The following is a 12870-nucleotide window of genomic DNA, read 5'->3' on the forward strand; positions in this document are numbered from 1 at the left end:
GCCCGGGTCAGGCGATGATGGCGCGGCGGCCGCCGGCGGTGATCGCCTTCTTGAGCATCCACATGGCCACGCCGCCGGCGGCGGTGACGCCACCGAACAGCGAGAGGGCGGCGGCGACGTCGGTGCCGGCCTCGATGGCGGTCAGCACGCGGTCGGCGCTCTTGTACTCCAGACCGAAGTAGCCGGTCAGCACGTCAGGGGTGGTGGCGGCCAGCAGGAGCGGGGCGCTCAGACCGGCAACGGCCGTGCCGGCGGCGGCGATGCGCTTCTTCGGGGTCGAGAAAACGGACATGTTAATCTCCAGTTCGCCACTTTCAGGGAGTGGTTGGGAATATCCGGCAGCCACCGGTCGCTTCGGGACTGCGCCTGATCATCGAATCCGACCCCGTGCTGACGGTGGTGGCGGACTGTCCGGTGGACCGGGCGGTCGAGCAGGCCCGCGCGCTCCAGCCCGACCTGGTCCTGCTCGACCTCGGCCGCCAGGCCGACGCGGCCCTCGACACCCTGCTCTCGCTGATCTACCTGCCCCGGGCGCCCCGGGTGGCCATGCTGGCCACGGAGGAGGACGGCGACCTGCTGAACCGGGCGCTGCGGCACGGCGCGGTCGGCTGCCTCCGGCGGAACGCCCCGAGCGGCCTGCTGCTGGACGCCGTCCGGGTGCTCACCTCGGGCGGCACCGTGGTCTTCCCGCAACTCCGGTCGGCCGCACCGGCGGTGGCTCCCGAGCCGCCCGACCGGCAGGTCCCGGCCCGGCTCAACGCCCGTGAGCGGGAGATCCTGGTCTGCCTGGGCGAGGGTCTGTCCAACGCGGACATCGCCGAGCGGCTGTACCTCCGCCCGGCGACCGTCAAGGACTACGTCAGCGAGCTGCTCGCCAAACTGGGCGTCCGCAACCGGACCCAGGCCGCCGTCCTGGCCGAGCGGTACGGACTGCTCAGGGCCCACGCCGCGGCGTGAGGAAGGGGCCCCGTGCGGGGCCCGGCGCACGACCCGGGGGCCCCGCAGGCGGGTTCGGGGCCGGCCGGGCGGCTCTCCCCGGGCCGGACGGCCGGCTGCCCTACGGGTTCTTCACCTCGGCGGTCCGTTCCGTCGCGTCCGGCTCGGCCGGCTCCTCGGTGGCGCGCGTGCCGTCCAGGCGGATGCCGCGCATCGAGGCCCACATCACCAGGGCGCTGCCGCAGACCACGCCGCAGTCGGCGAGGTTGAAGACCGGCCAGTGCGGCAGTTGGATCCAGTCCACGACGCGTCCCTCCCACGGGGAGGGGTCCCGGAACAGCCGGTCGATGAGGTTTCCGGCCGCGCCGGCGATGACCAGCCCGAAGGAGACCGCCCAGAGGGGGGTGCGGATCCGGGGCGACACCACCAGCATGAGGACGATGACCAGCATCTTCACCGTGGTGAAGAACCAGGTCTCCCCCGCGCCGATGGAGAACGCCCCGCCCGAATTGAAGACCAGCGTGAATTTCAGAAGCCCGCCGAGGGTCGATGTCGGATCGGTCCCCGAGAAATGTGTCAGCGCTATCTGTTTGGTGATGAAATCCGACGCCAGCAGTGCGATTGCCACGGCTGTCATGGTTCCCAGTCGTCGAGGCGTGTCACCGGACAAGGAAGCTCCTCGCGCAACCCGTAGGCGTAGTAAGCCAGTCATGGCCGCATTGTAGGTGACGGCGGCTTGCGCACGAGTGTTCACAAGTACGGGAGCGCACCGTCAGAACGGGAGCATACCCGCGCCGTTGCCGGGCACCGGCCCCGCCGTCGCCGGGTGTCGGCGGGCCCCGATGGTCACCCGAAGATCCCGGCGAGGCGGGTCAGTCCCTCCCTGATCGCCTCGGCGGGGTGTCCGGTGAACGACAGCCGCAGGGTCGCCGGGTCGGGCCGGTCGGCGAAGAACGGCGCGCCGGGTACGTAGGCGACGTCGTGGGCCGCGGCCCGGGGCAGCAGGGCGGTGGCGTCGTGCCCGTCCGGCAGGCGCACCCACACGAACATCCCGCCGTCCGGCCGGTTCCAGGTGCTTCCGTGGGGGAGCGCGTGGGGCAGGCCGTCGAGCAGCGCGTCGCGGCGTTCCCGGTAGGCGGCGCGGACCCGGGTCAGGTGCGCGTCGAGGTCGGCATGGGTGAGGTACCGGGCGGCGGCCGCCTGGTCGACGGTGGAGGAGTGCAGGTCGGTGGTCTGCTTCACCGTCGTACAGGCGCGGCGCAGTTCGGCCGGAGCGCGCAGCCAGCCGAGGCGCATGCCCGGGGACATGGTCTTGGAGAGGCTGCCGAGCAGCACCGTGCGGTCGGCCGCGGCGTCGAGCGAGGCGATCCACGGCAGCGGAGCGCCGTCGAACCGCAACTCGCCGTAGGGGTCGTCCTCGACGATCCACAGGCCGTGGCGGGCCGCGACCTCCGCGACGGCCCGGCGGCGCTCGACGGGGAGCGTACGGCCGGTCGGGTTCTGGAAGTTGGGGACGAGGTAGAGGAGTCTGGGCCGCTCCGAGGCGACGAGGCGGGCCAGTGCCACCGGGTCGACGCCGTCCTCGTCGGACGGGACCGGGACGACGCGGGCTCCCGCGAAGGCGAAGCACTGCAGGGCCGCCAGATAGGTGGGGTTCTCCACGAGGACGGTGTCGCCGGGGGCCAGCAGCGCCGTCGAGACCAGCGTCAGTGCCTGCTGGGAGCCCGAGGTGACCAGCAGGTCGTCCGCCGGGGTGGGCAGGCCGCGGGAGCCCAGCCGCTCGGCGACGGCCGCCCGCAGCGCCGGGTCGCCCTCGGTGGTCGAGTACTGGAGGACGCGGTGCGGGGCCGTGGCCAGCACGTGGTCGTACGCGGCCCGCAGGCCGTCGACGTCGAAGAGCTCCGGGGCGGGCAGGCCGCCGGCGAAGGAGATCACCTCCGGCCGCGCCGTGAGTTCGAGGATCTCCCGCACGGACGAGGCGTGGGCGGCGGCGTGGCGGGCGACGGGAACGGGGGCGGCGGCTGGGCTCGTCATGCCCGCAGGATACGGACGATCGGGGCGGTGTCCCGGGTGCGGGAGTCCCACGGGTGCCCAAACATGTCCCGTCGATTTCTTGCCGAGATCGCTCAGGTGTCCGTGGTGACGGCGGGTTCCGCGACCGGCCGTGCCGGACCGTGATCTTCCGGAAACCACCAGGTGGGACCGGGGCGGACGTTGACCTGCGGTCTTCCGCCAGATGGGCCGAAAACGCGTGGTCGGCCGTCGAACGGGCTTGTCGGGCCGTGCGGTGCGTATGTCAGTCTCTGGGGGCCGTGTGCCGTGTTCCACAGTGTTCTGACGGGGAATTCCGAATCTCTCTTTCCTTTCCCTGGTTCTCCGGGATGCGTTCCGTCATGCCGTCGGTCGGTTCGAAGTGATAACAGGGGGCGTCATGTCTGATCTCCGCCATGGGCATTCCGAGGCCTCCGTGAATTCCGCGGGAAATCGGTCGGTGCCGGAGGAACCCATCGCGTTGGTCGGAATCTCCTGCCGCCTTCCGGGGGCTGCCGGACCCCGGCAGTTGTGGGACCTCCTGCGGGACGGCCGCAGCGCCGTCACCGAAACTCCCGACGACCGCCGGGGCGGTCCCGGGGGAACCGGGGACGACGAGCCGTCCGCCCTGCGGTGGGGGGCGTTCCTGGAGGACGTGGACCGGTTCGACGCGGGATTCTTCGGGATCGGCCCGCGCGAGGCCGCCGCGATGGATCCGCAGCAGCGCCTGGCCCTGGAACTGAGCTGGGAGGCCTTCGAGGACGCGGGAATCCGCCCGGAGACCTGGCGCTCCCAGGACACCGCCGTCTTCCTCGGTGTGGCGTCCGGCGACTACGGCCTCCTGCTCGACCGGCGAGGGCCGGCCGCCCGGACCCCGCACACCGTCGCCGGCACCCAGCGCGGCATGACGGCCAACCGCGTCTCGTACGCCCTCGGCCTGCACGGCCCCAGCCTCACCGTCGACGCCGGCCAGGCGTCGTCGCTGGCCGCCGTCCACCTGGCCTGCGAGAGCCTGCGGCGCGGCGACTCCGCGCTCGCCGTGGCGGGCGGGGTGCACCTCAACCTGCTGCCCGACACGGCGCACGCGATGGCCGGGCTCGGCGCGCTCTCGCCCGACGGCCGCTGCTTCACCTTCGACGAGCGGGCGAACGGCTACGTCCGCGGCGAGGGCGGGGCGATGGTGGTGCTCAAGCCCCTGAGCCGGGCCCTCGCCGACGGGGACCCGGTGTACGGCGTCCTGCTCGGCAGCGCCCTGAACAACGACGGCGGCGGAGAGGGACTGACGGTGCCGGCCCGGGCCGGGCAGGAAGAGGTGCTGCGGCGGGCCTGCGCGAGGGCCGGTGTCGACCCCGCGCACGTCCAGTACGTCGAACTGCACGGGACGGGCACCAGGGTCGGCGACCCGGTCGAGGCCGCCGCGCTGGGCGCCGTGTTCGGCGCGGCCCGGACGGCCGGCCAAAGCCCCCTGCACGTCGGCTCGGTGAAGACGAACGTCGGCCACCTGGAGGCCGCGGCGGGCGTGGTCGGCCTGGTCAAGGTGGCACTGTCGCTCCAGCACGCGACGCTGCCGCCGAGCCTCGGCTTCCGTACCCCCAACCCGCTGATCGACATGGACGCCCTGCGGCTGCGCATGGTGACGGACCGCCTGCCGTGGACCGGGGCGGACGGCACCCGCCTCGCGGGCGTCAGCTCCTTCGGTCTCGGCGGGACCAACTGCCATGTCGTGCTGTCCCAGCCGCCCGCCCCCGCCGTGGACACCCGGGCGCCGGCGGACGGCGGTTCCGGCGTGGTGCCGTGGGTCCTGTCCGGTGCCACAGCGGAGGCGCTGCGGGCCCAGGCCGACCGCCTCCGGTCGTACGTGGCCGAGGAGACCGACGCCGAACCCGCCGACGTGGCCCTCGCGTTGGCCACCACGCGCGCGACCCGGGAGCACCGCGCGGTCGTCGTCGCGGCCGACCGCGAGGAGTTCCTCCGGGCCCTGACCGCCGCCGCCGAGCCCGGCGGAGTCGACCCGGCACTGGTCCGGGGCAGCGTCGCCGAGGACGGCGAGGTCACCTTCGTCTACCCGGGCCAGGGCTCCCAATGGGACGGCATGGCAAGGGAGTTGCTCGACACCTCGGCCGTCTTCCGGGAGCGGATGGAGCAGTGCGACCGGGCGCTGCGGCCGCACGTCGACTGGTCGCTGCTCGACGTCCTGCGCGGGACGCCCGACGCCCCGCCCCTGGAACGGGTCGACGTCGTCCAGCCCGTGCTGTGGGCCATGATGCTCGCGCTGACCGAGGTGTGGGGCTCCTTCGGGGTGCGTCCCGACGCGGTGGTGGGGCACTCGCAGGGCGAGATCGCCGCCGCGTGCGTCGCGGGCGCCCTCAGCGTCGAGGACGGCGCGAGGATCGTGGCGCTGCGCAGCCGCGCGCTCGGCCGGCTGGCGGGCACCGGCGCCATGGCCACCGTCTCCCTGCCCGTGGCGCAGGTCCGCGACCGGCTCGAACGGGGCTGGGACGGGGTGGAGATCGCCGCGGTCAACGGTCCGGTGTCCACGGTGGTCTCCGGTCCGCCCGGGAGCGTCGACCGGCTGCTGGCGGAGTACGAGGCCGAGGGCGTCTGGGTGCGCGCGATCCCGGTCGACTACGCCTCGCACTCCGGCGACGTGGAGGTCCTGCGGGACGCGCTGCTGACGGAACTCGCCGGGATCACCCCGCGCCGGTCGCGGATCCCGTTCTGCTCCACCGTCACCGGTGAGATCACCGACACCACGGAGCTGGACGCCGACTACTGGTACCGCAACCTGCGCCGGCCGGTCCGGATGGAGACCGCCACCCGGCACCTGCTGGAGGCCGGGCACCGGACGTTCGTCGAGGTCAGCCCGCACCCCGTGCTCACCGTCGCGCTCCAGCAGACCGTCGGTGCCGCGGCGGCGGTCACCGGGACGCTCCGGCGGGGCGAGGGCGGTTCGCGCCGTCTGCTGGACTCCGTCGCCCGGCTCCACGTGCGCGGTGCGTGGGTCGACTGGCAGCCCGCGCTCCGGACGGGCACCGGGCGTCGGCTCCGGCTGCCCACCTACCCGTTCCAGCGGCAGTCGTACTGGCTCGACGGCGAGGACCGGCGCGAGACCGTGGTGGCGGACCGGCGTGGGCCCGCGGTGGCGGACCGGCGTGAGCCGTTCGGAGCGGAGACCGGGGCCCCCGCACCCGGGCCGTCGCGGCCCGGCCACGGCGAACTGACGGGCCTCGTACGGGAACACGCCGCGGCCGTGCTCGGCCACCCGGAGCCCGGGCTGGTCGACACCTCCCGCCGCTTCAAGGACCTCGGCTTCAACTCGCTGGACGCCGTCAACCTCCTGGAACGGCTGACCGCCGCCACCGGCGTCCCCCTCCCGCCCACCCTGATCTTCGACCACCCCACACCCGCCCTCCTGGCGGAGTGGCTGCGCACGGAACTCGCGGGCGAACGCACCGACACCGGCACCGCACCCCTCCGCGCCCCCCACGACGACGAGCCGATCGCGATCGTGGGGATGGGGTGCCGCTACCCGGGCGGGGTGCGGTCGCCGGAGGACCTGTGGCGGCTGGTGTCGGAGGGGCGCGACGCGATCTCCGGCCTCCCGGAGGGGCGGGGGTGGGACCTGGAGCACCTCTACGACCCCGATCCCGACGCGGGGGAAGGCGGGCGGACGTACACGCGCGGCGGCGGGTTCCTGCACGACGCGGACCTGTTCGACGCGGGGTTCTTCGGCGTTCCGCCGCGCGAGGCGGAGGCGATGGACCCGCAGCAGCGGCTGCTGCTGGAGGTGTCGTGGGAGGCGTTGGAGCGGGCGGGGATCCGTCCCGACACCCTGAAGGGCAGTGCGACCGGCGTCTTCACCGGAGTGATGACCAGCGGCTACCGGCCCGCCCCCGCCCGGGTCCCGGTGGAGTTCGAAGGGCACGTCCTGACCGGCAACGAGAGCAGTGTCGCGTCCGGCCGGGTGTCCTATGTGCTGGGGCTGGAGGGCCCGGCCCTGTCGGTGGACACGGCGTGCTCGTCGTCGCTGGTGGCGCTGCACCTGGCGGTGCAGTCGCTGCGGCGGGGCGAGTGCTCGATGGCCCTGGCCGGCGGCGTCACCGTCATGGCGGCCCCGGCCACCCTCATCGAGTTCGCCCGGCACCGGGGCCTGTCCCCGGACGGCCGGTGCCGGGCCTTCGGTGAGGGGGCCGAGGGGACGGGGTTCGGTGAGGGTTGCGGCGTGCTGGTGCTGGAGCGGTTGTCCGATGCGCGGCGGGCTGGGCGCCGGGTGTTGGGGGTGCTGCGGGGTTCGGCGGTGAACCAGGACGGTGCCTCGAACGGGTTGACGGCGCCGAGCGGTCGGGCGCAGGTGCGGGTGGTGCGCGGGGCCTTGGAGGACGCGGGGTTGGCGGCGGGCGACGTCGACGCGGTGGAGGCGCACGGGACGGGGACGCGGCTGGGCGATCCGATCGAGGCGCAGGCCTTGCTGTCCGCGTACGGGGCGGGGCGCGAAGTGCCGTTGTGGCTGGGCTCGGTGAAGTCGAACATCGGTCACACGCAGGCCGCCGCGGGTGTGGCGGGTGTGATGAAGATGGTGCTGGCGATGCGGCACGGGGTGCTGCCGCGGACGTTGCACGCGGAGGTGCCGTCGTCGCATGTGGACTGGTCCTCGGGCGGGGTGGAGCTGCTGAGCGAGGCGCGGGAGTGGCCTGAGGTGGGTCGGCCGCGGCGGGCGGGTGTGTCGTCCTTCGGGATCAGTGGGACGAACGCGCATGTGATCGTGGAAGGGGTCGCCGAAGAAGCAACTACCTCTCCCGATGGCCCTGTTGATGATGTGGTGCCGTGGGTGGTGTCCGGCCGGTCGGTGGAGGCGCTGCGGGCGCAGGCGGGCCGGCTGGCGGAGCACCTGACGGAGCACCCGGAGGTCGGCGCGGGCAGCGTCGGCTGGTCGCTGGTCGCGCAGCGCTCGCTGTTCGAGCAGCGTGCCGTCGTGACGGGCGCCGACCGTGAAGAACTGCTCGCGGGGCTGCGCGTCCTTGCCGACGGTGGCACGGCGGACAACGTCACCGTCACGCCCCCCACCACACCCCCCGACGGCTCGAACAGGCTCGCGCTGCTCTTCACCGGCCAGGGCGCGCAGCGCCTCGGCATGGGCCGCAGTCTGTACCAGGACTTCCCCGTTTTCGCGAAGGCGTTCGACGAGGCGTGCGCGCAGTTGGACGCGCACCTGCCCGTCCCCCTGAAGGACGTCGTCTTCGGTACGGACGCCGACCTCCTGGACCGCACCCTGTACGCCCAGTCGGCCCTGTTCGCCCTGGAGACCGCGCAGTTCAGGCTCCTGGAGCACTACGGCATCAGGCCCGACCACCTGCTCGGACACTCGGTCGGCGAGGTGGCCGCCGCCCATGTCGCGGGCGTGCTCGACCTGCCGGACGCCGCGCTCATGGTGGCGACGCGGGGACGGCTGATGCAGGCCGCCCGTGGCGACGGCGCCATGATCGCCGTGGAGGCCACCGAGCAGGAGGTCCTGGCGGTCCTCGGAGAGCGCGACGATCTGGCCGGGATCGCCGCGGTCAACGGCCCGCGGTCCGTGGTGGTCTCGGGTGATGCCGCGGTCGCCACCGAGGTCGCGGACCACTTCGCGGCGCTGGGGCGCCGGACCAGGCGGCTGCGGGTCAGCCACGCCTTCCACTCTCCCCACATGGACGGCGCGCTGGAGGAGTTCCGCACCGTCCTCGAAGGCCTGACCTTCCGCGCCCCCGTCCTCTCCGTCGTGTCCAACGTGACCGGGCGGGAGGCCACCGCCGAGCAACTCTGCTCCCCCGACTACTGGGTGTCCCACATCCGCCGTGCCGTCCGGTTCGGCGAGGGGGTCGAGCACCTCGCCGGGCTCGGCGTGGGGACCTACCTCGAACTCGGCCCCGACGGTGTCCTGACCGGTCTGGTCCCGGACTGCCTGCCGGCCGGGACCGACGCGGTCACCCTGTCGCTGCTGCGGGCCCGGCGCCCGGAGTCCGGCTCCCTGCTCACCGCGGTCGCCCAGGCCGCCTTCGTCGGCCACCTGCCCGACTGGTCCCCGCTCTTCCCGGGCGCGCGGCCGGTGGAGCTGCCGACGTACGCCTTCCAGCACCGGTCCTACTGGCTGACGCAGGACACCGCCGTCGCGGACGTGGCCTCGGCGGGTCTGGAGACGGTGGGGCACCCGCTGCTGGGCGCGGCGGTCGAGCGGCCCGACGGGAACGGCTGGGTGTTCACCGGCCGGCTCTCGCCCACGACCCACCCCTGGACGGAGGACCACGTCATCGGCGAGGAGGTGCTGCTGCCCGGTGTGGCGCTGCTCGACGTCGCCCTCGCGGCGGGCGCCCGGGCCGGCTGCCGGCGGCTGGACGAACTCACCCTGGAAGCCCCGCTGTCCCTCCACCCCGACGCCCCGGCCGACCTGCGCGTGGTGCTGGACCCCGAGGAGGAGGGACGCTGGTCGCTGGCCGTGTTCTCGCGCTCCGACGACACCTGGCGGCGCCACGCCACCGGCGTGCTGGCCGCCGGGGCCGAAGGCACCGGGAGCGCGCTGACGGACTGGCCGCCGAAGGACGCGACCCCCCTCGACGTGGCCGACGCGTACCAGGCCCTGGCCGCCCGCGGCTACGACTACGGGCCGACCTTCCAGGGCCTGCGCGCCGCCTGGCGCGACGGCGACGTGCTGTACGCGGAGGTCGGGCTCCCGGCCGGCGTGGAGCCCTCCGGTTTCGGGGTGCACCCGGCCGTGCTGGACGCGGCGCTGCACCTGCTCGTCCTGGAGGGCGACCAGGCGGCCGGGCTCCGGCTGCCGTTCGCCTGGTCCGGTGCCGAACTGCACGCCACCGGTGCCACCGCGCTGCGGGTACGGCTGACGCCCACCGGCACCGACACCGTGGCCCTGGCCGTCTGCGACGCCGCCGGGGCGCCGGTCGCCACCGTCGAAGCGCTGACCCTGCGCCCCTACTCGGCGGCGGGCGGGGGCCGTACGCCGCTGTTCGCCGTGGAGTGGGTGCCCGTGCCGGACCCGGCCGCCGCCACCGCTCCGGCCGGTCCCGCCCCGGACCTGCCGACGGGCCCGCCGACGGACCGCTGGGCCGTCCTCGGCACGCGCGGCCCGGACCTGCCGGGCGTGACCCGCCACGCCGACCTCACCACGCTGGCCGGTGCGGTCGAGGACCTGGAGGTGGCCGTCCTCCCGTGGACGGCGAGCGCGCCGGAGCACGCGGTGCCGTCCGCGGCCCATGACGCCGCCCGGGAGGTCCTGGGCCTGCTGAAGAGCTGGCTGGCCGAGGAGCACCGGACCTCCGCGCCGCTGGTGGTCCTCACCCGGAACGCGGTGGCCGCCGAAGCGGCCGAAGGCGTGGCGGACCTCGCCGCATCCGTGCTGTGGGGCCTGCTGCGCACCGCCCAGACCGAACACCCGGGCCGCTTCGTCCTGCTCGACGCCGACGCCGACCCGACCCCCGGGCTGGTGGCCGCCGCGCTCGCCACCGGAGAGCCCCAACTGGCCCTGCGCAACGGCACCTTGAAGGCCGCCCGGCTGGCCCGGCAGACATCCCGTGAGCTGCTCGCACCCCCGGAGGGCGCGCCGGCCTGGCGGATGGAACCGGGCGCCAGCGGCTCCCTCGACGCGCTGTCCCTCCAGCCCCGCCCCGAGGCGCTCGCCCCCCTGCTGCCGGGCGAGGTGCGCGTCGCCGTCCGCGCCGCGGGCCTCAACTTCCGTGACGCGCTGAACGCCCTGGGGCTCTACCCCGGCGACGCGGGCCCGCTCGGCATCGAGGGCGCCGGCGTGGTCACCGAGGTCGGCCCCGGGGTCACCGGGTTCGCGCCCGGCGACCGGGTCATGGGCCTGCTGCCCGGCGCGTTCGGACCGGTGGTGGCCACCGACAGCAGGATGCTCGTCACCGTCCCGGACGGCTGGACGTTCGCCCAGGCGGCGGCCGTTCCCGTCGTCTTCCTGACCGCCTACTACGCGCTGACCGACCTGGCCGCCCTGGCCCCGGGCCAGTCGCTGCTGGTCCACGCGGCGGCGGGCGGCGTCGGCATGGCCGCGGTCCAGCTCGCCCACCACCTCGGCGCGCGGGTCTTCGGCACCGCGAGCCCCGGCAAGTGGGACACGCTGCGCTCGATGGGCCTGCCGGACGAGCGCATCGCCTCGTCCCGGGACCTCCTCTTCGAGCAGGGCTTCCGCCGGGTGCTCGGCGAGGACGGCGGCTTCGACGTCGTCCTCAACGCGCTGGCCCACGAGTACGTGGACGCCTCGCTGCGCCTGCTGCGCCCCGGCGGCCGGTTCCTGGAGATGGGCAAGACCGACGTCAGGGACCCCGCGTCCCTCCCCGACGTCTCCTACCAGGCGTTCGACCTCATGGTGGTCGACGCGGACCGCATCCAGGAGATGCTCACCGAGCTCGTGCGCCTCTTCGAGGCCGGCGCGCTCACCCACCTCCCGCTCACCGTCCGGGACGTCCGCCGGGGCAGGGAGGCCTTCCGCCACATCAGCCAGGGCCGCCACACCGGCAAGAACGTGCTCACCCTTCCGGTGTCGTTGGATCCGGAGGGTGCGGTGCTGGTGGTCGGTGGGACGGGGGTGTTGGGGGCGTTGCTGGCGCGTCATCTGGTGGTGGCGTGCGGGGTGCGGCACCTGGTGCTGGTGAGTCGTCGGGGTGTGGAGGCGCCCGGGGCGGCGACACTGCGGGACGAACTGCTGGAGTTGGGCGCGCGCACTGTGGTGGTGCGGGCTTGTGACGCGGCCGACCGTACGGCACTGGGGGTGCTGGTCGACGAGGTGGTGGCCGAGCGGCCGCTGACGGGTGTGTTCCACGTGGCGGGGGTGCTGCGCGACGGGGTGCTGGTGTTGCTGGGTGCGGAGGCGCTGGGGGAGGTGCTGCGGTCGAAGGTGGACGGTGCGTGGGCGTTGCACGAGGTGACGCGGGAGCGGTGCCCCGGGCTGGCGGCCTTCGTGCTGTACTCCTCGGTCTCGGGCCTGGTGGGCACCGCGGGCCAGGCGAACTACGCGGCGGCGAACACGTTCCTGGACGCGCTGGCGCAGGAGCGGTCGGCCCGGGGGCTGCCGGGTCTCTCGCTGGCGTGGGGGCTGTGGGAGCAGGAGTCCGGCATGACCGCCGGCCTCGACGACACGGCCTTCCAGCGCTTCGAGCGGTACGGCATCGGAAAGATCCCCTCCGAGCAGGGCATGGCGCTGTTCGACGAGGCGCGGCAGGGAAGCGAGCCGGCCGTGGCACCGCTGGTGCTCGACCCGGCGCGACTGCACGCGAGGGCCGCCGTGGCCGACCTGCCACCGCTGCTGCGCGGCCTCGTCTCAGCCCCGGCCCGGCGTACGGCGGCCCCGGCCGCGGCACCGAGGACGGCGGGCGCCTCCACCTGGACCGACCGGATCGCGGGGGCGGCCGGCGGACGCGGCCTCGACGTCGTGACGGAGCTCCTGTGCCAGGAGATCGCCGACGTCCTCGGCCACTCGGGGCCCGGAGCCATCGACACCGGCGCGGAGTTCCGGGGGCTCGGCCTCGACTCCCTCACCCTCGTCGAACTGCGCAACCGGCTCAACGCGGCCACCGGGCTCAGGCTCCCCGTCAACGTGCTGTTCGACCAGCCCACACCGGACGAACTGGCCGCCCACCTCCTGGCGGCCCTCGAACCCGGGCAACCGGACCCGGTCTCGCGCATCCTCGCCGACGCCGACCGGATGGAGGAGGCGTTGAAGCTCTTCGCCGGCGAGCGCGAGGACCGCACCAGGGTCACCACCCGACTGACGCAGATCCTTCGCGCCTGGCAGCGGGAGCAGGACGAACCCGCCGAATCCGCCGACGACCTCGACCACGTGACCGACGACGAACTCTTCGACGCGCTCGACAACGAACTGTCGCGCTGAGGTAAGGGAAAGGT

At 74.2% G+C, this 12870-nt stretch carries 5 protein-coding genes; 2 read left to right on the forward strand and 3 right to left on the reverse strand.

Features of this window, described 5'->3' with window-relative positions; all coding sequences use genetic code 11:
• Window positions 1-7: 7 nt before the first annotated feature.
• On the reverse strand, window positions 8-292 hold the full coding sequence (locus ACFRQN_RS23850; protein WP_380741948.1) for a hypothetical protein: 285 nt from the start codon (window positions 290-292) through the stop codon (window positions 8-10).
• A gap of 95 nt (window positions 293-387) precedes the next feature.
• On the opposite strand from ACFRQN_RS23850, the gene ACFRQN_RS23855 reads away from it, so the two are divergent.
• On the forward strand, window positions 388-957 hold the full coding sequence (locus ACFRQN_RS23855) for a DNA-binding response regulator (protein ID WP_380741950.1): 570 nt from the start codon (window positions 388-390) through the stop codon (window positions 955-957).
• 100 nt (window positions 958-1057) lie between these two features.
• On the opposite strand, the gene lspA is transcribed toward ACFRQN_RS23855, so the two are convergent.
• Entirely contained in the window at window positions 1058-1606 is a 549-nt protein-coding gene (gene lspA, locus ACFRQN_RS23860) for a signal peptidase II (RefSeq protein WP_234348152.1), read from the reverse strand.
• Between the two features lie 176 nt (window positions 1607-1782).
• Window positions 1783-2970: a PLP-dependent aminotransferase family protein gene (locus tag ACFRQN_RS23865; protein WP_117490353.1), complete on the reverse strand. Its 1188-nt coding sequence runs from the start codon at window positions 2968-2970 to the stop codon at window positions 1783-1785.
• Between the two features lie 433 nt (window positions 2971-3403).
• Between ACFRQN_RS23865 and ACFRQN_RS23870 the strand changes: the two genes are divergently transcribed.
• On the forward strand, window positions 3404-12856 hold the full coding sequence (locus tag ACFRQN_RS23870; protein WP_380741954.1) for a beta-ketoacyl synthase N-terminal-like domain-containing protein: 9453 nt from the start codon (window positions 3404-3406) through the stop codon (window positions 12854-12856).
• Window positions 12857-12870: the final 14 nt, after the last annotated feature.

The sequence above is a fragment of the Kitasatospora sp. NPDC056800 genome, from assembly GCF_042789775.1.
In the GTDB taxonomy this organism is placed as follows: Bacteria; Actinomycetota; Actinomycetes; order Streptomycetales; family Streptomycetaceae; genus Kitasatospora.